This is a genomic window from Methanobrevibacter sp. (genome assembly GCF_045130115.1).
Lineage (GTDB): Archaea > Methanobacteriota > Methanobacteria > Methanobacteriales > Methanobacteriaceae > Methanocatella.
Genome location: NZ_JBGUPC010000003.1, coordinates 1 through 25,226 on the forward strand (window position 1 = coordinate 1; position 25,226 = coordinate 25,226).

The 25,226-nt window shown below is 35.5% G+C and carries 18 protein-coding genes; 4 read left to right on the plus strand and 14 right to left on the minus strand.

The genetic code is table 11. From position 1 onward, the window contains the following. Positions 1 to 207 (plus strand): zinc ribbon domain-containing protein (locus tag ACJMML_RS00260; RefSeq protein WP_405305439.1); only part of this gene is annotated, 207 nt, incomplete at its 5' end. Between the two features lie 92 nt (positions 208 to 299). Here the strand turns inward: ACJMML_RS00260 and ACJMML_RS00265 are convergent. From ACJMML_RS00265 to ACJMML_RS00330, 14 genes are all read right to left on the minus strand, one after another. After that, complete coding sequence (locus ACJMML_RS00265; RefSeq protein ID WP_405305440.1) at positions 300 to 2,387, minus strand: HEAT repeat domain-containing protein; 2,088 nt, start codon at positions 2,385 to 2,387, stop codon at positions 300 to 302. Positions 2,388 to 2,393: 6 nt separating this feature from the next. Next, complete coding sequence (locus ACJMML_RS00270) at positions 2,394 to 2,876, minus strand: hypothetical protein (protein WP_405305441.1); 483 nt, start codon at positions 2,874 to 2,876, stop codon at positions 2,394 to 2,396. 155 nt (positions 2,877 to 3,031) lie between these two features. After that, positions 3,032 to 3,724, minus strand: coding sequence for a BspA family leucine-rich repeat surface protein (locus ACJMML_RS00275; protein WP_405305442.1), 693 nt, complete (start codon positions 3,722 to 3,724; stop codon positions 3,032 to 3,034). 1 nt (position 3,725) lies between these two features. Beyond that, positions 3,726 to 4,838: a hypothetical protein gene (locus ACJMML_RS00280; RefSeq protein ID WP_405305443.1), complete on the minus strand. Its 1,113-nt coding sequence runs from the start codon at positions 4,836 to 4,838 to the stop codon at positions 3,726 to 3,728. Beyond that, positions 4,822 to 6,630, minus strand: coding sequence for a hypothetical protein (locus ACJMML_RS00285; protein ID WP_405305444.1), 1,809 nt, complete (start codon positions 6,628 to 6,630; stop codon positions 4,822 to 4,824). The genes ACJMML_RS00280 and ACJMML_RS00285 overlap by 17 nt, the downstream gene beginning before the upstream one ends. A 525-nt stretch (positions 6,631 to 7,155) precedes the next feature. Further along, positions 7,156 to 12,498, minus strand: coding sequence for a DUF4062 domain-containing protein (locus tag ACJMML_RS00290; RefSeq protein WP_405305445.1), 5,343 nt, complete (start codon positions 12,496 to 12,498; stop codon positions 7,156 to 7,158). A 214-nt stretch (positions 12,499 to 12,712) separates the two neighbouring features. Further along, entirely contained in the window at positions 12,713 to 14,335 is a 1,623-nt protein-coding gene (locus ACJMML_RS00295; protein ID WP_405305446.1) for a hypothetical protein, read from the minus strand. 210 nt (positions 14,336 to 14,545) lie between these two features. Next, positions 14,546 to 18,031: a hypothetical protein gene (locus tag ACJMML_RS00300; RefSeq protein WP_405305447.1), complete on the minus strand. Its 3,486-nt coding sequence runs from the start codon at positions 18,029 to 18,031 to the stop codon at positions 14,546 to 14,548. A gap of 439 nt (positions 18,032 to 18,470) precedes the next feature. Continuing rightward, on the minus strand, positions 18,471 to 18,788 hold the full coding sequence (locus tag ACJMML_RS00305) for a transcription factor S (RefSeq protein WP_296785269.1): 318 nt from the start codon (positions 18,786 to 18,788) through the stop codon (positions 18,471 to 18,473). Between the two features lie 97 nt (positions 18,789 to 18,885). After that, positions 18,886 to 19,914 (minus strand): NAD(P)-dependent alcohol dehydrogenase, encoded by a 1,029-nt coding sequence (locus ACJMML_RS00310; RefSeq protein ID WP_405305448.1) that lies wholly within the window; start codon positions 19,912 to 19,914, stop codon positions 18,886 to 18,888. 160 nt (positions 19,915 to 20,074) lie between these two features. Further along, positions 20,075 to 20,512, minus strand: coding sequence for a hypothetical protein (locus tag ACJMML_RS00315; protein ID WP_405305449.1), 438 nt, complete (start codon positions 20,510 to 20,512; stop codon positions 20,075 to 20,077). A gap of 61 nt (positions 20,513 to 20,573) precedes the next feature. Then, positions 20,574 to 20,894, minus strand: a complete 321-nt coding sequence (locus ACJMML_RS00320) for a DUF2149 domain-containing protein (RefSeq protein WP_303738058.1) — start codon at positions 20,892 to 20,894, stop codon at positions 20,574 to 20,576. A gap of 8 nt (positions 20,895 to 20,902) precedes the next feature. After that, complete coding sequence (locus ACJMML_RS00325) at positions 20,903 to 21,547, minus strand: MotA/TolQ/ExbB proton channel family protein (protein ID WP_405305450.1); 645 nt, start codon at positions 21,545 to 21,547, stop codon at positions 20,903 to 20,905. A gap of 12 nt (positions 21,548 to 21,559) precedes the next feature. After that, on the minus strand, positions 21,560 to 22,270 hold the full coding sequence (locus ACJMML_RS00330) for a DUF2162 domain-containing protein (RefSeq protein WP_405305451.1): 711 nt from the start codon (positions 22,268 to 22,270) through the stop codon (positions 21,560 to 21,562). Positions 22,271 to 22,500: 230 nt separating this feature from the next. Between ACJMML_RS00330 and ACJMML_RS00335 the strand changes: the two genes are divergently transcribed. The 3 genes from ACJMML_RS00335 (at position 22,501) to ACJMML_RS00345 (ending at position 25,127) form a co-directional block, all read left to right on the plus strand. After that, positions 22,501 to 23,802 (plus strand): phenylacetate--CoA ligase family protein, encoded by a 1,302-nt coding sequence (locus ACJMML_RS00335; RefSeq protein WP_405305452.1) that lies wholly within the window; start codon positions 22,501 to 22,503, stop codon positions 23,800 to 23,802. An 11-nt stretch (positions 23,803 to 23,813) separates the two neighbouring features. Continuing rightward, positions 23,814 to 24,245 carry an acetolactate synthase gene (locus ACJMML_RS00340; protein ID WP_405305453.1) on the plus strand — a complete coding sequence of 144 codons (432 nt, stop codon included), beginning with the start codon at positions 23,814 to 23,816 and terminating at the stop codon, positions 24,243 to 24,245. A 138-nt stretch (positions 24,246 to 24,383) separates the two neighbouring features. Continuing rightward, on the plus strand, positions 24,384 to 25,127 hold the full coding sequence (locus tag ACJMML_RS00345; RefSeq protein WP_303738063.1) for an SDR family NAD(P)-dependent oxidoreductase: 744 nt from the start codon (positions 24,384 to 24,386) through the stop codon (positions 25,125 to 25,127). The last annotated feature ends 99 nt before the right edge of the window (positions 25,128 to 25,226 follow it).

Genomic DNA, 25,226 nt, shown 5'->3' on the forward strand with positions numbered 1-25,226 from the left:
GAAGCAGACGGCGTACAATTCGTAAAACCACACAACACAAGCAGAACATGCCACCACTGCGGACACATAAACAAAGAGTTAAAAGTCAAAACACGCAACTGGAAATGTCAAAAATGCGAAAAAATACTTGATAGGGACACAAACGCAGCAATTAATATTCTAAACCGCTGGTTCAACGGGGATAGCCTGATAAAATACTTAAATTAACCATTATTAAGTGAAAAAAATTCAGGAATCCGCACCCTCTTTTAGGGTGGGGTGGTTCAACTTAAAAATAATAGAGTTATGAGACGATGGATTTAGAGTGATTTGTCATGTATCACAAGACCGCAAGCCTTACACCACACTCCCCACTCATCAAGAATCATTTCTTTTCCGCCACATTCAGGACATGTCATTTCAGACGCCTTTAAGGCAACATTATTGCAATCCATACAACTTGCTGTGGCGTTCAATTTCTCAAATTCCCCCAAATCATCTCCATTTTCCATATAATAATCCTCTTTGAATTTTTCATCAGTTATCCTCAAAAAAGCCTCATTTCTTATTTCCAATGGGAATGATTCATCATTTAATATATTTTTTAATTTATCCTGATTGTCATTATTACCTATCTCATCCAATCTTATGTTAAACAATAGATTTTCAAGTTTTCCTTCGGCTTCGCATCTGACATAATAATTGAAATCATCATTGATTATCCTTTTCAATTCCTCAATGTCTGAGATCTCATTTATTTCATCTATATGTTTCTGGCTGTTAATCATGTCATCCAATGTTTTCTGGGCAATATATGAAACATCACTGTCATCCGATGAAATCAGATTTTTGAGCAGAAGTTCATTATCGATGCGTTTAATATCTTCAAAAAGAGTGTTCATCCTTTTTTGAGCAATTCTTGAATCGTCATTCCTAAGGGAGATTATCTGGTCCAGTATTTTCTTGTCGTTAAGCTTGGATATTGCAAGGCGTCGAATGTCATCATCCTTTTCGTCCAAAGCCAAATGTCTTAATGTAACCCTGAATTTTGTATCATCAAGTGATTCTATTTTCAGACGTCGGGCAAACAAAAAGTTATCCAGCAATTTCGATGCTGGAATTTTATTTAATGCGACAAGCCTTACATCCCTATAGCTGCTTTTATCCGCTACATCAGCCAACACATAAGAATCAGTGATTGCCTTAGCCGCTTCAAGACATACCTCATCGTTTTCATCGAAAAGTGCAATATCTCTTAAGAAAGAATCATGTCCCTCATTTAAATTATTTGATAATGACCTGACTGCATGAAGGCGTATTTTCGGATTTTGATGTTTTGACAATTCCTTAAGCAATTCAACATCATCAATATTCAATATGGCCTGCAAAGTGGCCGCATTATCGTTCAAATTTGTTTTAATATATCTTGCCAATACCTTTTCATCCTTAATTTTTGAAATCGCGTGAAAAAGAATATCCTGATTATCTTCAGCGAAAATCAAGTCCTTTAAGATATCCTGATTTGAAAAACTTCTATTCTTAATTGCCTCCAACCTGATTTCATCACTAGATTCATTCAGGACAATGTTATCTAGAAATAGCTTATCCCGGATAATATTTGCACAAACAATTCGTGGATATTCCTCATCGCTATTCTCAAAGATTCTTTTAAAATATTCCGGACAATTCAGCTTAGGATTAGGAGACAAATCATCCAAACGATGGTAAAATGATTTGTCAAAAATTAGTTTGAGCAGATAATCCCTGTCGTCAATCTTTTCGCATGCCCAATAGCGATTAAATTCATCATCATCATTTTTTATTACATCAGCCAAGACTTCCAAATCACATAGATTGGGATTTAAAATGGATTCCCTGCGTATGAATACGCTAGAATCATTTAATGCAAAATCAGCCAAGACCTTCCCATCAGTGATTTTTGAAACGGCAATTTTTCTAATTTCCTCATCACGCATAGATTTTGCGATGATCATTAACGTTTCAGGATTATAAGAATCAGTATTTTCAAGTGCTATTTTAACAATAAAATCATTAGGATCATTTAAGGCAACATTATCCAAAAGGTCTGCCAAATCAGACATTGAAAGAAGCGATTCATCGATTATGCGATTCAGCGTCGCCAGACGGATGTGGGAAAACGGATTGTTTAGACAGGTATCAACCAAAAAGTCAATGTCATTAATCCGCTCCATAGCCTTAATGGATACGGACTGTATAGAATCATTAACCAAAATATCTTTTAAAACTTCTTCGTCTTTAATGTAGGAAACTGCAAATTGGCGAACATGCCAGTTAGAGTCATTTTGAGCTATATCAATTATTTTCTCTTGATTATGCGAATGTTTGATAATTTCATTTTTTATATCATACTGTTCATAAGATGCCATACTACCTTATTCAACGTATAACTCATCCAATCTTTCCAAACAAGCTTTTTTAACTTCTTTATCTTCACTCTCTTTAATAATGATTGCAGTTAAAACATTTGGATTTACAATTTTTTTAATTGCAGCTATCCTAACATGAGGTTCAGGATGGTTCAAAGCCAAATCTATTAATGGATTCTCATCCCTTCCGGTTTTTACTCTAAGCTTGGCAACAACTACCTGTTCTGTTTCAATATCGCCGCCATGAGCTTTTTGCCCATCACCGGCTACCTGACGTTCAACGACAGCTTCGCCAAGATATTCATAATCCCAATTGGCATCATCACAAGTCAAATGGTCCAAAATTGATTCACTACCTAAATATTCATCTTCTTTTGGCCAATGAACATGAACCTTATTATCCAATGCCTTTGAAATGATTTTCTGACCGGAATTAACATTTTTAATTGAAGTTTTAACTAAATCGATACGTCTTTCATCAAAATCCATCTTATCACCAATATGTAATATTTAGTTTTAAAAGTTAAAAAGTCTTTTTAATTTTAGGCAAAAAAATTTAAAAATTATTCCTACCCTTCAAAATATGCTTCAAAATTCGGAAGAATTATTTCAAAAAATCCATCATTGTAAAGTAATTCCTTTAGCTAACGCCAACCTGCAAACAAACTATCCCTATCCATCAAAACTTCCCTATCCAAATCCTTTAAAACATGAGTATTCACAAAACACCTGTCAAACATTCCCACATAATTATTAGGATTGACATTGGATAGATCCCAATCCTTTAAAGCAGAAATATCAGTTAATGATGAGCAACTCGCAAACATGCACTCGGTGAATCTGAGATTTCCCACATCCCATGATTTTAAAGGGGAAATATCCGATAAGGATTTGCAGTACTCAAACATGAACTCCATATTTTCCACATTATCGACATCCCAATCACTTAAAGATGATATGTCCTTTAAGGAATAGCAACCACTGAACATGTTTCTCATATCCACCACATTGCTCAAATCCCAATTTAAGGCCAAAATGGATTTCAGATTCCAACAACTGGCAAACATCGATTCCAAGCTTTTCACTTCATTTGTTACACCCGAGGCTACAACTGCTTTTAGATGATAAAAAGAGTTATATTTCCCCTTTAAATCCGTAAATCCTGACAAATCCTCACTTACATATAAGACATCATCCTTATCTTCAACATCTTCCCAATCTGTCAGATTTGTTCCGTCTTCAAGTACGATTAAAACGCTATTGCCTTCCAAATCACAAATGCTTCTTGTGGTCGTGTTCATCCTTTCAAAATCTTCCAGACACTCATTTGGTTTCATTTCAACACCTTTCACCATCAACATGACTGAATTTTGAATTCACAATATTTGTCACATTCTTCACTTCACAGTCAAATTCCCCATCAAATTGGGAATTTTCAACAATGCATTCATACATGTCATCATTATATATCGAATTTATATTTCCCTGATTTTCTTCAAATTTGCAGTTAGTTATCCTGAAATGTCCTTTATTGAATATTGCCCCAACAACATGACCATATTCAATCTCAGTCTTTTCAATCATTGTTACAGACGAAGCATAATTAATGTAATTCGGATCCCATCTGATTTTTGACACATTGTTCCTGAAGTCAGCGTTCTCAATTTCAATTCCACCCTTCCAATTGTTTATTGCACCTGCAAACTTTGAAGCGTTCCTGTAAAATATCAGATTGCTTGCCCTGATTTCACCATAAAAATTGTTAATGGCACCTCCATTCCTTGCATAATTTTCAGAGAATCTGGAATTTGAAATCTCCATTTGCTTTTCATTGAGTATTGCCCCACCATATTTGGTGAACTTATCATCCAATGAAAGTATCCTGTTATATGATGGTACAAATATCGGTCCGCCATTTTGGTAGAAATCACATCGAGATATTTCAAGTTCTCCCCTGTTGAATATAGCGCCACCATTATATCCGCTGTTTTGATCAAAATAGCAGTTCATAAGTTTCAATGGGTATCTGCTTGTGTTCACTATCGCCCCACCATAGGAAAAGGAATGATTCTTTGTGAAACGGCAATTGATCATGGTTACTTCACCCCGGTTATATATGGCACCACCATAGCCTGTCGGAAGAATCGGATTTCTGTAGACTCCGTCGGTTTCCTCATCTTTTGACCTTGAAAAGGAATAACCGTTCATGAAGTGGACATTTTTGATTGTGATGTTTTTGCCTGTGATTGAGAATATTCTTCCAAAATGTCTTGCATCGATAAAATGGCCCATACCGTCAATTACCAGGTCGTCAACATCAATTTTTATCCCATGGATAGGGTTATACTTTTCATCATCATCCAATCTGATATCTGAGCTGAGACATATCTTTTTTGCTGTGCCATGAATCAAATCATCCAAAAATCTGAAATCCTTATACATTGCCTTCACGTTTCATGGTATATTTTGCAGCCATTCGAACACTATGGCTGTCATCATTTTCACTGACATCACTTAAGAAAGACACATCAGTGATTCTTTCAACTGCCTGTTGCCTGATATGAAAATTCGAATCATTCAAAGCGAAATCCTTTAAGATATCCTGTGAATCAATCTTGGATACTGCAACATTTCTAAGATAGTCGTCATCATTGTTATATGCAATATCTTTCAGCATCTCTTCATCGCAAATCCTCAACACACTAACAGTATGGCATCTTGGATAAGGAGAATTATCTAAGACATCAGCCAATATTGTATCATCATTGATTTTTGTAACTGCATAAGCAGCATTAGACTCATCAAGGGCATCAGAGGCAATTCTGGCCAAAACCTTTTCATTTGAAATCTTATTTATTGCTAATTTGGAAAATCGCAATGGCATTTCACATGCAATATCGGCCAAAAGCTCATCGTCGTCGATGTTGTTTATGGCAACCGGTGAGATGTAGTCATCATGCATATAACATAGTATCTTAACCAGTTTAGCCTCATCCTTGATTGCCTTTACGGCTTCTGCACGGACAAATCTATTGTCATTGTCTAAATTAAATTCGCTTTCATCCAAATTCAGATTCCATAAAGCCTGGTCTTTAACCTTTTTGACTGATTCATTGTCAATTATTACCTTTAATTTGGATTTGTCGAAAATTCTTAAAACAGCGTTAAATCTGACGTTTTCTGAAGGATGGTTTAATGCCATGTTGAACAATGTGTCCTCATCAGCCAGTTTTTCATTCAAGGAATATGGAAAACAATCATAATTGAATGAATTTAAAAGTTCGCTGCAAATTTCAGCATCCCCTATATGTTCAATAGCCTCAACAACATATGATGAAGTGTTGATTACAATTTCCCTTTGCAGCTCATCATCATTAATTAAAGAGAATACATGCCCCATCAAATCCTCAAAATAAACATAATCATCAGAAAAAGATGTGAAACGTTGAACAGGACGGTATTTTGATTGGAAGCTTTCTCCAACAATCATGTCATACAACACTTTAGGATTATAGATATTTTTTGAAATTTCAATGCATTCTCCCCAATCGTCACTGCCATATATGGAGTCTATTAAAATGAATTGGTCATGAATGTTTCTGAGTATTGCAGTTTTCATGCGTTGAGGATAAATTTCAACCAATCTGGACTCATCATCGAGCTTTTTGCATGCCATATCCACAACATCAACATCCTGATCATTTTCAATTATTTCAACTAACTTATCATTATTGTCAATTTTAAACAATGCCGCAATTCTCAAATACTTTGATTCATCATTAAGTGCAATATTTTCCAGAATTGAAGCATCATCAATCATCAAAGTTGCAGCCAAACGGTTTTTCCAGTCTTCATCATTAAGTGCAATGTTTTGCAAATTATCAGATGCAGGATAATCCCTGTAGGCTTCATTGTCCAAAATCTCATCTCGACAATCAATTAAACGGGAATCCTCAGTCAGCAAAAAGAAAGCCATTAATGTTGACATGGCTATTAATCTATTGCGCCAGTTAGTGTCATCGCAAGCCATTTTAAAGAGGTAGTCATAATAATACATCTTCTTAAGGCAAGCCTCCCGAATAAATTCCTCTGAAGTGTTTTCAATAATATCGGCAAGAATTGATTTAACAAAAATTTTCCCGATTGCATAAATTCTAACGTGTTCAGGGCATTCGGTATTTTCAGCATACTCTTCAGCCAGTCTCTTCTGGTTTGACAGTTCAATGAATTTAGAATTTTTCATGGTTATACCTACTAAAATATTGTGTTCAAATACAAATAAGTTTAATCGAATTAACTGCAATTCTATATTAAATTATATTAATATAAATGATTCAAGTATTTAAATTACTTAAAGAAGTTACTTTATGGATAATTTCATAGAATTCAGATGTCATTACATATCTTAATTAGTTAATCTAAATAATCATTAACATCCTAATCCAATCTTTTTTTACAAATTTAAATAAATGCAACATCTGATATGCATCGTCCACATTTGAAAAAGATAATTTTAGTTATGAATTGAATAGATTGAAAATTCGCATTATCATTTGTATAAGAAATGTGATAAGTGCATGAATAATCGCCCATATATTTAAGAATATAAAATGATTTTTCATGTCCCTCGGAGAGTATCCATCAAAGCATGATGAGAAATAAAAACATGAATATGAAAATTTGTTCAGTATAACTTTAAATCCAACTCAAAAAAAAAACAAAAGTTAAAAGGAAAACATTTTAAACAAATGATTCCCTAACTGTAGATTTAATTTTCGAAAGTGAAGAACCTTACATTACCTAAAGTGTCTCCAACAATCAATTTGTCTTCTCTAATGTTTACAGCAGTTGCGTAAATATCGAGGAAGTAGGTGTAAATGCACTCATCATTTTTCCATATCTTTAGAGTGTTGTCTTTGGATACCGTGATGATTCTTGAGTCATCAACATAAATGTTGTTGATTTCCTTGTCATGGCCTTTCAATGAAGCTAAATGAGCTCCGTCCAAATCAAAGACCTCAACGGATCCGTCCTTATAACCCGCAATTAATTTTTCACCAAAAATTTTAATTTTAGTTACAGGACAATCAACTTTTCTTTCGAATGATACTGATGAAGGATATTTAACGATGCTTCCGTCTTTAAATCCGACATAAGCGTCGGCTGCGCTCAATAGCGCATCAACTGATGTTGCGGTTCCATCCAACTCAAAGACTTTATCATCGATGGATAATTTATTTTCTTCAATGAATACGATTCCAGAGAGGTTCTGGGTGATTTCCACAACTTCACCCATTCCGGATTTTTCATCATAAACCTTTAAAGCTGCAAATTTCTCCTTCTGTTTATCATTTTCAATTTCAGGCTTTTCAATAGATTTCCACATGTCATCAGTAACATCACAGGTAGCTATCTTATTTATCTTTTTATCGTTGTCTGTTTTTACACCGGCAAGAACCAGTTTAGATTCGTCTCGATTAAATGAAATGGAGTTGCACCTGAAGTCATTTTCAAACTTATTCAGACATTCTTCACTGTCAATGTCCCATGTGAAAACTTCACCGTTATCAGATGAGGTAATCATGCGATTTCCATTAATTTTAATCGACAGAACGGATTCGGCATGCCTGACATTTGTGTTTTCTGCAACTTTTTTGTCCAAATCAATTATGCTGACATCATTGTTTTCATTTCCAACAATGACCCAACGTTTGTCATCCTCATTTAGATAATTAAGGGCAGTAGGTGATTTTATACCTGTTTGTATATCCAATTCCATACCTGTCTTTTCATTCTTCTCCACATTGAACTTAGGTTGTCTTGGCTGAGGAATATTGTAAACTTTCAATACGCCCATCTCAGAGATGGTGATAATCTTATTCTCATCTTCAAGAGTCAATGCCTGTTTGAATTTATCATTTGGACTGCAAACCCTTTCCTCATCAATACTTTCTCCTCCACCAGAGTTTTTGAGAGTGTTCCAGAATTTCATCTGCCCATTTTCAGAAATTAAAGTCAAGAATCTCTTGTTCAATCCCATGAACCTTATTTCTTCAGATGAATCCAATTGCTTACCGTCATCTTCCTCATCGTTCTGTTGATGGTGTCTGTTATATGCTTTTCTCTTCTCATATACGTCCCATCCGTCAACTTCCATTTCATCACAGACAAGGATTGCTTCATTTCTTCTTGGAACAAGGATTTGATTATAGTTTTTAGGTTCAATGCCTTCAGATTTCAATTCTTTTGTCTCGATGTCAATTGAGAATACTCCCTTGTGTGAAACGGCATATATCTTTCCATAGGTATCTGACACATATATGTCCCTAATTTCACCATAATCCTCAACTTTACTGTTTTTATCTGGATAATCCTCAGTATTTCTGGCAGTCAAGTCCCATTTTTTGATTTCACCATTGAATCTTGCCACATACAATGATCCGTCATCCTTAAGAATGATTTTTACAATTTTTGAATCCTTGCTTTCAAGAACTTCAAATGAATTGTCATCAATGTCATACATGCTCAAAATCCCATCGGAGCTTCCAAAGATAATCTTATTATCTTTTGTGAATGCAATTTGTGAGGAACTCTTATTACCGTCCGGCAATAATCTTTTTATGATTGAGCTTTTTGGAGAATACAGCGCGCTTGTTGTTGGCTTTAGCCATTTTCCGGTAGTGTCTTCAACCAAATCATGAAGCAATGTTCTGATTCTGTCATACTTATGCTTGTCCTCATCGTCATCTTCCTCTTTAATTTCATTCATTCTTCCCCATAATTGAACTGGAAGCTCTTCAGGATGATTCATCAGGACAGGGGAAGACAATTCCAATCCCCTTTGGATAAGCTCTAAAGGACCGTCTTCAACCTTTTCAAAGTCAACATAATCTTCATAATCTGAAATCAGACCGTAAACATCACCTGTCTTTTCAAGCTTATTTTTAATGAATGAATAAGATGACAGGGCATCCTCCAATTCATCGATACGGTTGGACTCATGAAGGTAATATGGAAGTTCAACGAATCTTCTTGCTTCATCTTTATCAGATTTGTCATTAAAGTAATCGGTTAGCAACTTTATATCATTTTCATAATCGGGTTTATATCTGCTTTCGGCAGCTTCCCTGAATTTTTCATAGAAGAAGTCATGACGCATTTCTTTTCTTGCCATGAACGGCCTTACCTGCCTTAAGTTCAGGTTGACATTAGCTCTGACCTCATCCTCATCCAGATTATATTCATCCTTTATGATTGTGACAATCTCCTCTTCAGATAAACCGCCCACACGAGAACTGGCCAGAAGTGAAAACAGAGGTTTTGCAACTTTTGTCTCTTCACCCCGTTCTATTTCATCCTGTTCCAATCTTTCAAGTACGTGGTCAAAAGCGGATTCAGGAGAATCTCCGAAGCTTTTGATTTCATCCTTGAGCTGGTCGAATGAACCGAAGACTCTTAACTCAGCAAGCAAGATTTTCAGGAACAAAGGATTTTTAGATCCTTTAAAGTTGCAGATATCATGTATCTCCTTTTCATCCAATTCCTTCAAATAATTACTTAAATATGATTTAATAATGCCTTTTTTCTCTGAATCCAATTCATTAATGGTGAAACTGTTTTCTGATTGATTTTTGAATATGATTTCATCTTTTTGTGATTTTACGCCAATGACTGTTTTAAACTTATAATCGACATTTTCCAATTCTTCAATTAGATTTTTATCATTGCTCATCAAATCAATGATGACAATTGAGTCATTTTCCAATTCGGCTAAATAACCCTCGAGTTTTGTTTTTATAGCTTTAGCATTACCTGTGATTTCCACTAAATCAATACTGCTCTTTTTGCCAAATTCCCTAACTGATTTTATGATTTTGTCATTAGGGCACCCTAATTTACTGTTAAGAACACACCTGAAATTGGAGATTCTTCCATCTGAATATTTATCATTGAAAATATGAAAAATCAATGACTTATCATAATTGGCTTCGGAATTTATAACGCAAATGCCATCGTCATCGCTTTCAACATACCTTTTAAGGTTATCAACATAATCAGAAATGAATTCCTCTTTTCTGTAGTCCAATTTTTTCAGGGAAAAATTGTATATTGTGTTTTTCTTTGTAATGGTATCAAGTTTGTCCTGATATTTCTTATCAATTTCCCTTTGTTTTTCTCTTTCAGCCTTTTTAGACTCATCCTCATCATCTGTTTCATCATTTTTATTTAGGTTGATTTCTTTAGCACTGATTATGAGCTTTAAGTTTTCCGGAAGCTCAGCAAACCAGTTAATCATTTCCATTCCATCTTCCATCTGGTTAATGGCATCAATGATAATCACTACTTCCTCATCTTTAGACATCTCTTTTAAAATGTCATTGATGTTTCTTCTTAAATCAACAATATTTTGAGGATAAATTTCTTCATTCCTGTCAATTTTTGCTTCATCAATAATGGATTTCCATAACGAATATGTCTTTGAACTTAAATCAGACCCACCACAGAATCTTTTATATAATCTTCTATTTTCACAGTATTCATCAAAATTTGTGGCAAAATCTGCAAGAAGCATTGTTTTACCCAAACCCGCTTCAGCGGTAACCAAACATAATCTCCTATCCTCACTGTCCACATATTCCTTTAGGTAACCTGTGTATTCATCACGCTTGACAAAGCCTTCACTGTTATTGTGACAGAAGTTTTCCTGCTGGTCAAGCTCATTAGCCAATATTCTGTCTTCATCTGAAATGCTCTCATCCAGAATTATTTCAATGATATCTGATTCTTCACCATCATAGATTTCAGGGTTCTTATTGGCGATTTTTTGAATATGCTCCTTGAATTCCATTTCAAACTGCTTTTTAAACTCTGAAATAATAACATCTTTAAGGGGAACCCCATCACATTCAAAATCTTTTAACTTACCCTGTCCCTCACCAAACTTATAATGTGAAAGCTCGGGAAGTGTTAAGTTTTGGTTCCAATGTCCCCTATAATCATTAATGACAACATGAACCTTCTCATTATCATTTAAATTTTTATTGTCAGCTTCAGCCTTGTCCCGTTTTTCCTCGATTTTTTCACGAATGTTTACCAATTCATTTTCATGAACTTCAAATACTTCTTCATTCTTAATATTAATCTCACTAATAATCTCTTTTATTATTTCATAATCATATAACTCACAGAACTCATCAATTCCCACATCATTATAGGTATAATCTTCTAATGCAGCCATCAATGCATCATATTCATCTTCATCACTGTCCTTGATTTCGTGAGTAATCTGCTTATACAATCCAGGATTTTTGAATTTAAGTTCGGCAATCAAAGTTAGGTTATTGCCTTTGGTAGGATTTTCTACTAGGTCATTTATCAGATTGTTGTAGTATTCACAATCATCATCTTGAATATCATAAATTAACTCTGAGATGAATTCGGGATGTTCTATAGTTCCATCACTGAATTTACCTTTCAATTCATCCAATATTGACTTATATAAAGCTGGGTCTTTACCTTTTTCATCATCATTTCCTTTCAAATGGCTCATTACCCTAGAGATATCTACTACCTTCAGATATTCATTAGTATAAATCTGTCTTTGATGAGGAGTGAGAATTTCATTTTTAACATCCGCATATTCCCCATTTCTAAAAAAGAATAGGGAATGTCTGCATTCTTCAGATTGCTTACTATCACCATGACCAATTGAGATTTCCAATGGTTTCAGCAATGCATGTTCAATTTCCATTTCAGTGGCGGATCTGTCTTTAAGATCCTTCATTTTATAATATTCCTTTGTTTCTTCACTGATGTCTCTTTCAAAATCAGGAACCCATCCTCTACGCTGACCTAAGAAACATAAGAAAAATGGACGGCTCTTATCTACATGGCGAAGACAAGTCTCAATTGTCTTACTGTTGCTGGAGTCCTCTTCTGTCACACCCCACCTTAAATCAATGTCAGTCAAACGGATGTGGCGCCTTTCACACCATTCGGTCAGTTCAGGAAACACCTCTTTTACAAGATAATCCCTTTCCGCATGCATATCATTAAATGTACTGCTGATGAATACAATCGCATCTTTCCAATTATTATCATGACTTTCCATAAAAAAAAATCCCAACTTTACTTTATATTGATATCTATAAAAATTATTTCTTATATACCTTTACAAAATTAGACATTAAGTTAAAAAAAATAAATAAAATTTATTAAAAAAAAAGAAATCGTTTACTTAGCATTAAGTTAAAAGAAATCAGAATGTTTAAATTGAAAAATTAAAATTAAATAAAAAAAAATAGGAAAAAGTAGATGAAAATCATCTACCAAACTTTGATTTTTGCATTTTTGACAACTTTTTTGTAACAGTTGTCTCCCTTATAGGTAATGACTGCCTTATAGGTTCCTTTTTTGGTCAATGTCTTAAGCTTGAATATAGCTTGGCCCTTGTTGTTGGTTTTGACCTTGTAGGTCTTGCCTTTGACCTTAAGATAAACCTTAACCTTTTTCATAACAGCATTCTTGTTATTCTTTAAAGTAACCTTATACTTCTTAACAGATGTCTTTACGTTAAATTTCTTTTTTGAAGGGAAAATATAAGGTTTTGCCTTTTTAACAACAAGAGTTATGTCAAAAGAGACAGCTTCATACTTCCTGTCTCCTAAAAATGAAATTGTTGCCTTGTAGGTTTTAGGAACCAGTGAAGAAATAGGAATCTTGATCTGTCCCTTAGAGTCAGTGGTATACTTACGGGTCTTGCCGTTTAGCTTAACGACAAATTCCTTATTTGCAACACCCTTTCCGGACTTGTCATTTAATGTTACTGTAAGATATTTGCCTTCATTATAGACACTGGCGAAATTGTATTTGTTTATTGAGATTTTTTCAGGTATCTCGTTAACTACAATGCTTACCGCAACGGAATTTAAATCATGAGTTTCGTTTCCGGCAAAACTGACTGTAGCACTATAAGATCCAGGAGCCAAGTCCAATGAAAATTCAGTTTGGCCTTCAACATCAGTAATATTATCATATGGAATACCGTTTACCTTAAATACAAGGGTTTCATTTGCAATAGGATTTCCATACTTGTCCTTAAAGGTTACGGCCAGATACTTTTTATCACCGTAAGTGTAGGTGACATTTTCTGCAATGATTTCGGTTGGAATCCTGTTAATGGTTACTTTTATAGGAATACTTGATCCAATATATTTGTTAGTGTCTTCAAATTGAATATCACCCTCATAAGTGCCTGTGTCCAATATTCCGAAATCAAAAACCGCTTCACCACTTCCATTGGTCTTTAACTCTTCATGAATCGGACTGACATCAAGCTTAATGGTGGCATTTCCGATAGGCTTTCCCTTAAAGTCAGTTAATAGGATGGTCAAATTTCCTGACTCGCCCAAAATAAATGTAAGGTTGTCTGCAGTGATGTTGGTGTTGAACCTGGAAATTTCAATATTGATATTTAAACTGGATTCATTATAGTTGTCCTTTCCCAAAAATTTTATTACACCTGTGTAGTTTCCGACATTTAATATAGGGCGTTCCAAATCAAAATAAACTTCACCGCTGCTGTTAGTTACAAAATTTCTTTTAACTGAAGTGTCCAGAATATCCAAAGTCAAATTATAACCCTCTAACGGATTTCCCTCATCATCAGTCAATTTGGCAACGATTATTCCCTCACCGGGGACTGTAGTAATGTTATCGGCTACAATTCTAGTGCCGATTTTATCATCATCATTTTGTATAGTGTCATCAAGGCCACCATCCTTGGACAAATCATCATGATTTGAATCACTTTGCTCCAATTCAATTTCTTCATCAGCAAGATTCTGTGCATCAGTTGCATTTGAATCTGCGGCACTGATAACTGAAATTGAAGAGGCCAAAACAATGAAAAATAATGATAATATCAATAATTTTCTCTTATCAATCATAATATCCTCCAAAATTTATATTGGTATAATATATTTTCTTAATAGTATATAAAAGGTAATATAAGATAATCCTTTTTTCAAAAAAAATATTGCAATTAAAAAACACTAATTAAAAAAAGCAATAATAAAATAACTAAAATTTAAAAAAAATATAAAAAAAGAGTTTATTTAAAAAATAAAAGAAAGGAAAAAGGATAAAATAATAATTAATTATTTTTTACCTTTTCTTTGAACAAAACATAGTGTCAATAAAGAGAGCAATAAAACAAACAACGGATTTCCAGTTTCATGAATAGTGCTTTTAGCAGCAACTGAATTGCTTACTGCAGCATCTGATTCACCTTTAGGTTCATCAGGCTCTTCATCTGGGTCATCCTCTGGTTCTGTAGGATCAACACCTGATCCTTCAGTGTCAGCTGTTCCGTTTACTCCTTCTTTTATCAAAACAGTGTCAGTATCTTCTAATGTTTCATTTGATCCACTATGGCCAGCAGTAGCAGTGTTGGATTTTTGACCAACGGTTAAAGCTTCGAAGAACAATTTCAAAGTAACTGATTGTCCTGCTTCAATCTTACCATTGTAGTACCATGTATTTTCTTCACTAACGTAAGTCCAGTCTTCCTTATCGGAATAGTCATAAAATTTCAAACCTTGACTGTACTCATTATCTGTGATATACGCTCCAGTTATGGTTTTATTACCAACGTTTGAATAAACAATGGAGAAACTTACAATATCACCGACTTTAGCTTCCTTAAAGTTGGAAATCTTATCTATAGCGAATTTTGCTGGTCCAACAACGGTTTCCGCTTCATCATCCAATTCCATCTCTTCTTGAGATTCCTTAGTACCCCAATCTTTCCATTGCCATTGAATATGGGCTTTGTTAACCAATTTTCCTAATTCAACAGCTCTGAATTTAAGGGTTATGTTTAAAGTGGAACCAGGTTCCCAACCTTCCCATGTCTTATACTTTATTATAACACGGTCAGTGGTATTTTCAATGGATTCATAGTTGCCTTCCCATATGATACCATTCTTATCAGGATTTAATATATATCCCACATACTCCAATCCTTCAGGGAATATGTCTTCAACAATGAGGTATTGTTCCCCATAAGCGTTTGTATGGTCATAGTAGGTAATGTTACCGGTGTTCTCAACAAATATCTCATAATAGACAATGTCGCCTAAATTGACTGATTCGTTGAGACATTTTTTGGTTAAGTTTATTTCCGGCTCTTCAACTACGATACTTGCCACATCACTGGTACCCCATTCACTGAATATGAAATTACAGGTTATACCTTTATCATGAATTGAAAAGTGAAGTGTAAGGTTCAATGATGAGCCCGGTGCCCAATCCTCCAAACCGTTTTCAGTCAGGTTATAGATAATGTGAACGTTATTTCTAGCAGTTACATTCTCTGTGACATGAATTTTGACCTTTTCCCCATTCGCATCAACGGAATTGACAGTATAACCTTTATAGACCAATCCGTCATGATAATAATCATTCAGTTCGATATAGTTCTTATCGGTATAGTGTAATGTTCCATTGTTTTCAAGGAAAATCTCATAGTCAACAGTGTCCCCTAAATTTTTAAAATCACTGTCAGGAGTCTTGGTTAACTTGAGGCTAGGATCACCAGCATAAGCAACACCATATGCTCTTGAGGTTGCCAATTGGTCTCCAGATACTTTTGCAGTGTTTCTGAGTTTTCCATCTTCAGCAGCTGTGAATACAACTTTGAAATTGAAAGATTCTCCTGCATCAAATCCATTTGGTGATGCATAAGAAAGTTTCAAATGTCCAACACTTGAATCGGCACCTAACACATCGCCGTCAACCGCTCCCAATACATGATTGGTGGAATCATGAGCTGATGTGTAGTAAACTGGATTTCCGCTCAAATTTGGAATATCCATAAAACCCATGTATTTGAGTTTATCTGCATCGAAATCAATATCTATAGTGAAATGATCTCCATTATACCTGGATCCTTGGTTTTTAACAACATAATCGAAAGCTAAAATATCACCGACTCTCATAGTCTTAGCACTAGGAGTGTCGGTAATAGTGATATCTACAGGTTTTGAATTGACTGTAACTGATTTTGAAACATTCGGATATTGTGTAATGGCAATATTGTTTACAGAGGTTCCATAGTCCAAGACATTGAATGTGACTGTAAAGTTGAAACAGTACATATTACGGAAACCTTCTTCACTGATATTGTAAGCGAACTGTGCAAGATTATTTCTAGGATTTATCTTAGGTACAAGATAATTCTCTGCATAATAGTTTCCGTCAAAAGGATTTTTGCCTGGAGTGTAACCTGCATATTCCAATACATTGGAATTATACCCAAAGTTTATTCCAACAAAGCGATACCCTTCAAAAGGTTCCGGATAAAAAGTACCACCATAATTTGTAACAACAATGTTGAAGTTGACTTCATCTCCCTTATTTACAGTAACTGTATTTGATGGAGTGACTGTCATTCTGAAGTCTGCAACATCAACTTGAGCATCTTCTTTAGCAGAATCAAATCCTATAACAGAGGCAGTGGTTTGCATGGTTCCAGGATTTTTAACTCTAAAATTAACTGTGAAGTTAAAGCTGTAACCATTTTTGAAGCCTTCGCTATAAATCCTATAACCGAACTGTACAAGATTTTGACTAGCATACACCCTAGGTGTAAGATAATTGCCAGCATAAACCGCTGGGGTATAACCAATATAGTCCAACTTACTAGAATCATAGTTGAAATTCAATCCAACGAAATGAGTATTGGTCTGTTGGTCATACATGCCGTCATAGGTACCACCATTGTTCACAACATAGACTTCAAATTTTACCTCATCACCAACATTTGCATAAGGATTTAATGCAGTGTTTGTTATAGTGAAATCAGCAACATTAGTTTGAGCTTTTGATTTAACATTAGAATCATGCCACATATATGCAGTAGTTTCCAATGTTCCAGTACTTTTAACTCTGAAACTGGCTGTGAAGTTAAAAAGAAAACCGTTAGCAAATTTAAAATCAGAACAGTCATAGCCAACTAAAAGCCCATTCGGATTCATATCGAAATTTGGATTTGGGTTTGAACCAAGATTATAATGAGTAATAGCATCATACCATGGTGGTGCCTCCGAATTTATACCTGGAGTAAACGAAACAAAGTCTAATTGATCCTTATTATAATCAAAACCTATCAATAAAGGATTACCATCAAAATCGCCACCCACATTTCTACCGAAAACATGGAAAGTAACAATATCTCCAACTTTTGCATAAGGATTTAATGCAGTGTTTGTTATAATAAAGCTAGAAGAATCTGTTAGGACATCATCGCCTTCATTACTTGCTTTGATAATATTATTGTCACTATCTTTTGCATAGATAGTGGTGTCTTCATAATTAGAAACCACATTTGCTGAACCGGATTCTCCCAAACTGGAAGAACCGTTTGTTTGTTCATCAATATTACTTATTGTAAGTTGATTAGAAACATCTTCATCTGCACCGGAATCGACTTCCGGAACTGCAGACAAATCATCATTCAATGTAATTGAAGCTTCTAAATTCTCGTTCAAATTGTCAGTATTCGCACTGACAGAACCGATCATTATTAACAAAGTACTTACAACAAATAATAAAACTAAAACTTGTTTAACTTTATTATTCATCTTTTACCTCTAATTTTAAATCTGTCTGTCACAATTTCATAATTTCATTATTTAAGGAAAATAATAGAAAATCTTATCCTCTTACCACCTTCCCCCATCAATAACAAAATTATTCTTCTCTATTCCATAACAAAATAATAACCCGAATTTCGAGCTAATTTTTGTTATTTGAATTAAATACTCATCTAATATTTAACTCATATATGATTTTTATTACATATTATATATATACTTACTGAAACTGCTGATTTAAGCAGTTTTTTTAAAAACTGAATAGAAATATAAAAATAATTAAAATGATTTTGAATATAATAATATATTTTTAAAAAAAAGGCAGAATTAATGGAATATTTTTATTTTTTAACGAATGGAAATGTGTTTAACAGCATGTTAAAAAAATTCATAAATTCATGAACTAAAAAAAAATTATGCTTAACGATTAATTAGAGCTTCTCCAGGTATTGCCGCATTTGGCACATCTTATGAAATTTGTCGGTGCCTCATCGGCAGATCGGGTCTGAACTGTCCACCAGTAGCCCTTTGTTCCGCCACACTTGTAGCAGGTTATTCTGGTTGTCGGCAATGCCACGTTATCCCTATCCGTTACAATAACCTTCATCTCAGGATTCTTTTCGCCTTCCATATGATACTGCTCTTCAATATCCTCACTGGAAAGCGATTTTTCATAGCCGCATCTGCATTTGATTTTACCTTTGTTCGGCATAAGCATCTTACCACAATTAGGACAGAATTCCATATTAAAAAACACCGTTAAAAATTCGTAAGTAATAGTTTAGCAAAAGAGGTTAATAAAATAATCGGTTAAAAAAAAGAAAAGAAAGTTACCGAAGTAACTATTCTAAAATGACGGCAGGTTTAATAAGGTCACGTGGTTTGTCCCTCATGATGATCATTGCCTCATAGATGTCATCGAAGTTGGTGAATCTGTGAGTGATCAGTTTGGATGAGTCGAATCTGCCATATTCAACTAATTTCACGAGTTGTTCCATTCTGGCACGTCCACCAGGACATACTCCACCACGGATTGTCTTATCAGCAAGACCTGCTCCCCATGCAAGTGCAGGCAATGGAACTTCAGCAACGCCGTCGTAGTGGTTAACGTTACCAAGGACTCCTCCTACTTTAAGCACTTCAAGAGCTTCACCGACTGTAGATGCTCCTCCACCTGCTACAACTACCTTGTCGACACCTGCGCCGTCTGTGAGGTCCATGATTTGCTGTACTGTGTCACCGTTATGATAATCTACAATGTCTGAAGCACCGTATTCTTTTGCTACCTTTACTGATACCGGTCTGCTTCCTACTGCAAGAATTCTTGATGCTCCCATGAAGTGTGCTCCTGCAACTCCCATAAGACCGACAGGTCCGATACCGAATACTGCTACGGTGTCTCCAGGTTTGATTTCCGCAAGCTCCGCACCGTAAAAACCGGTGGTCATCATGTCTGAAATCATTACAGCCTGGTCGAGTGAAACGCTGTCAGGCAAGTGTGCAAGGTTACCGTCTGCAAGGTTTACGTGGAAGTGTTCAGCGAAGGTTCCGTCCTTGAAGGTAATGAAGCTCATTCCGGTACCCATTCCGTAACAGTGTTGACCGAATCCTGTTTGTCCAGGAACAGTCAGCCAGTCCGGAGTGATTGCAGGTACGATTACACGGTCTCCAGGTTTGAAGTCTTTTACATGGCTTCCTACCTCTTCAACAATACCGGTTGCTTCGTGTCCAAGAATTCTGTTTGGCGCATCGCTCATGTATGCATTACCCCATACAATGTGTACGTCTGAAGTACATGGTGCAAGTGCAATTGGTTTTACTATAGCGTCATATGGTCCACATTCTGGTTTAGGTTTTTCAACCCAATCCATTACATCCTAATCTATTCTTGCTAGTCCTCTCATTGTTTTATCTCCTTAAAAATCTATAAGTTGATTGTGTAAAAAGTAAATTACATACCAACTTAATTAAAAATATAGTTTAAGATTATTTAAATGTTTTGAAATGATATGAATATCGTTCAAAATTTAACTATTCATAAGAGTACATTCCCCTATCCCTGAGATACAGAGACAGGTTGAATACAAGCATGACAATTGCATAAATCGCCAGATAGACATATACATTTAAGTGAAGATTAACCCTTGCACCGTTGAATGCAAAAACAAATGAATCAGTAACGGAGAGAACATCTTCAAAGAAAAATGGCACAATAAACAAGAATACCAAATCAAATATCAAGATTAGCGCAATGGCTACAAGAAACCTCTGGCTTCCATTTCTAATATCCCCTGATTCAACCAGAATGTTTATTCCAAAAATGACAAGGAATGATAATCCTAGCAGATTGGCAATGTGCATCACATTCGTGAGATTGATTGTCTTTAAAAAATAGCATCCCACAAGTGAAATAATCAGTGCGGATATGAAATTTATTGATAATACTCTTGATAAGTGACTTTCCAACATCAATATTATATTGGTTGTCAATATATAAAAAAGTTATAAAAAAAAGTTTGATGTGAAAGGGTCAACCTTCCACCATTATCAGCTTACCCGTAGCAGGATCCTTGTAAACCTTACCCATCTCGGTATATCCCTGACCTGATGAGTTTGAAGTATCCGGAGTTTCATTCAGCTGTTGGCCCTGGTCAACTTCAGTCATTTTCTGCTGCATCTGTTCATGAACATTCTGGCTAGGGTCAATCATAGCCTGCATGTTCCAGCTTATGATAACAAAAACCAAAAAGCCGACTGCAATTACCAGCATCGCATCCACAAGGTTGGATGTACCGGCCATCGGGTCCTCTTCGACACGTTTAGATCTGCGTCTACCTTGTTTTCTTACCATAAAAATCACTAACTATTCATTTTGTCAAGGACAGCATCAATCAAAGCGTCCAAATCGGACAGGTATCTGTCATACCATCCTGAACGGATTTTACCCATAACATAACACAATGCACCTGAACCGATACCGACAATAGTAGTGTTGAATGCAACGGTAAGGGATGATGCCAACGTATTGATGTCTCCAGCACCTAATGCTGCAAGACCAGGACCCATCGGAATTAATGTACCCATCAGCCCTAATGTAGGTCCGATACGTGTAATGATGTCTGTTTTCTGTAGATTGCTCATTGTCTTTTCTTCTTCAAATTCAAATAGTTTGCGCGCAAGGGCTTCCCTTGAAGAATCGCCCAGTTCACTTGAAGAAGCGATTTCAGCCAATACCTTCTTTTGAGATTTTGGTATTTTTGCATTTTCAATTACATTCTTTAAAGCGTCAATTGATTGTGCACGATTGATTTCATAAATTAAATCCCTGATTGTTCCAACAGGAACCTTACGTCTTGAGGTATACTCCGCAATAATTCCACCAAGTGTAATTATTGTAATGATTACAATAATAAGCAAAATAACCAGTACAGGTATTGTCAAGCTTTGTGAAATTACATCAAGAGAACCTGTTAGAAACTCCCCACCTGGAATATTTAAAGCCATATTTTTTCACCTTTATCTTAAAATATTTCTGCCTCTCTTATTTAAAACGATACCTCCAACAATCAAAATGGCAAACGCCAATATAACCATCAGGATATCTTGAGGAGAACCTATTGTAATAGGACTTTGAGTTTTAGACAATACTCCTGCAATATTCGGTATGACGATTGCTGAAAGCAGGAAATATGCACCAAGCAAAAGCATGAAATTGCCCAATACAATCGGATAAGGCCTGTTTATTATCTTGACTATTGTGTTTGATGCAAAATAAGTCACAATCATAACTCCTACAAGCGCTGCGGCAGCATACCAGCTGAGGTCAAGTGAAGTGACGCCAATTGTCGGCGCAACGATTAGGACACTTGCAATAATTGAACCGAAACAGCATGGACAAGGAGCAATGATAGCAAGAGATGTTGCAGTGGATGTATTCTTATCGTGTATTTTCCATTCTCTTATTGTAAACAGTCCAGCAATAATCATGATAGAAGCCATTATAATGTAGAAAATAGTGTTGTAACTATAAATTGCTTGAACCAATTGTTCCGAATATAGTGAAGCGATAGCAGAAATGAGAATAACTCCTCCACCATAGGCAATACAAATTGCCGCAAATAACTTTTTAGACAAATTGGCCAATCCTGAAGCCAACCCTATCTTGATACCAAATACCAAAACGGAAGCAAAGATACCAACTTGCCACAATACACTCATCATATCCATAGTAATTCTCCAAATCAAATTAATTTTAATTAATTACATTTTATTATTACTCTAACAAAATATATAAAAGTTATCAAGAGTCGATATGCAGTTCATACAATATCAATAATATTTTTAATCGAGATTATTAAAAAAGATTTAGGTCAAAACCTAAAAAAATTCCATAAGTGAAAACTTTAATGTTAGATAATGATAAATATATAACATACTGAAAATTAATGAGGCAAAATATGTTTTGGAACGAAGAAATAGAAACAATGCCAAGGGAAGAGCTTGAAGAGTTACAGCTCAAAAAGCTTCAGGCTACCGTCAAAAGGGCATTTGAAAAAATACCGTATTACAATAAGAAATACAGTGAAATTGGAGTTTATCCTGAGGACATCGAAACCTTAAAGGATATCGAAAAACTGCCGTTCATTACAAAGGACGAACTTAGGGAAAGCTATCCTTTCGGATTGTTTGCAGTCGATATCAAGGAAATCAAGGAACTGCATTCATCATCAGGAACCACAGGAAAACCTGTAGTGTCAGGATACACCGAAAAAGACCTGGATACCTGGGCTGAAACAATCGCCCGTGGACTTACAATGATGGGCATTGGCGAAGACGACATCCTCCAAAACACACACGGTTACGGAATGTTTACAGGAGGTTTTGGAGTTCACTACGGATCACACAAAGTTGGAGCCGCTATCATTCCGATTTCAACTGGCCAAACCCGTAGACAAATCGAAATAATGAAAGATTTTGGAGCCACAGGACTCATCTTTACTCCTTCATACGGAATACACCTTGCAGAAGTCGCCCTTGAAGAGGGAATTGACCCTAAGGAATTAGGAATCAAGGCAATCGGATTCGGAGCAGAAGGATGGACTGAAGAGATTAGGCAAAGGGTGGAAGAACTCTTCGGATGCAAAGCATTTAACATTTACGGATTGACAGAACTGATGGGGCCTGGTGTCGGAGTCGAATGCTGTGCCCAGAAGGGTCTTCATATTGCAGAAGACATATACTACCCAGAAATCATCAATCCAAATACCCACGAGGTTCTGGGCGGAGATACTCCTGGAGAACTTGTGTTGACAAATCTTGAAAGGGAAGGAATGCCTGTCATCAGATTCAGAACAAAAGATTTGACAAAGCTTACCTATGACAAGTGCGAATGCGGAAGGACACATGCAAGGATGAGCAGGATAACCGGAAGATCCGACGATATGATTAAGGTAAAAGGCGTAGCTGTTTTCCCATCACAAATAGAAAAAGCATTGCTTAAAGTCGGCGATGCAGAGCCTCATTATATGATTATAGTTACAAGACCTGAAACCCTAGACGAAATCGAAATAAAGGTAGAGGTATCACAGGATATCTTCTTCGATGGCGTGAAAGATATGATGGGTGTTCAAACAAAAATCGCAAAATCAATTGAAAACGAAACAGGAATAAGAGTAAAGGTAACATTGGTAGAGCCAAAAACCTTGCCAAGATTTGAAGGCAAAGCAAAAAGAGTTATAGACAAAAGGAACTTGCATTAAAAGGTGTAAACATGAAAATTAAACAATTATCAATATTTTTACAGAATAAGATGGGAAGCTTAGCAAAACCACTTGAAGTGCTCACCATTGCAGATGTGAACATCAGGGCAATGTGCATGGCCGACACTTCCGAATTCGGAATCTTGAGACTTGTCGTTGATGATCCAATCAAAGGAAAGGATGCACTAGAGGAAAACAATTTCCTAGTAAAGATTACAGATATTATAGGTGTTGAAATGAACGACACCCCTGGTGGCCTAACAAGCGTATTGGATATAATCAAAGACAACCTGATTGATTTGGAATACCTTTATGCATTTTCACATGAAAAAGAAGACAAGGCAATATTATTGCTTCATGCTGAGGACATTGACAAACTCATTGATGTTTTGAGCAAAAACCATATCACTATCGTTCCGGCTGAAGAGGTTTATAACTTATAAACTTCTTATCCTTTTTTATTTTTTTTGAATTTTAATTACACTTTTTAAACATTTTTTAGATAACATTAAATATATTTTACATCATACATATAATTATTAACATCAAGGTTGTTTGATGTTATAAAAAAGGTGATTAAAATGGGAAAACTAGACGGAAAAGTAGCAATCGTAACCGGATCAACCTCCGGTATGGGTCGTTCTACAGCTAAATTATATGCTGAAGAAGGTGCAAAAGTTGTTGTAACTGGAAGAAACGAAGAAAGAGCAAACGCTGTAGTGGATGACATTAAAGCAGCTGGTGGAGAAGCATTCGCAGTTATTGCTGATATGGCTAATGTTGACGACATTAAAAAAATCTTTGATGAAACCATTGAAAAATATGGAACTGTCGACATTTTGTTCAACAATGCAGGACTTTTAAGCGTAACTCCTCTTTTAGAAATTACCAAAGAGGAATGGGACAAAGTATTTGCAGTTGATGTATACGCTCCATTATACTTAACCCAATTAGTAGCTCCTGTAATGAAAGAAAAAGGAAAAGGTGTTGTAATTAACACTTGTTCAGTTGCATCCTACGCTGCACACTTTGGATTTGTAGGTTACATCTCATCCAAACACGCTATTGCAGGCCTTACCAAATCCATGGCATTTGAACTTGGTCCTGAAATAAGATGTAATGGTATTGCTCCAGGTGCTATCCACACCGCTATGGTAGATAGTATTGGTGGAGTTGAAGCATTGCAAATGATGGTTGACGGAGCTCCTATGAAAAGGGTTGGTCAAGGAGAAGATATTGCTGCATTAGCATTATTCCTTGCTTCTGACGAATCTGAATTCGTAGATGGTCAAATCATCAGATGTGACGGCGGATTTGAGTGTTAAGTTTTTAAAGTAGTTGGATTTTTATCCACTACCCCTATTTTATTTTTTATTTTAGTGTTTTTTTAGTCTAATTATAACTTCCTTTTTTTAAAAAAAAGT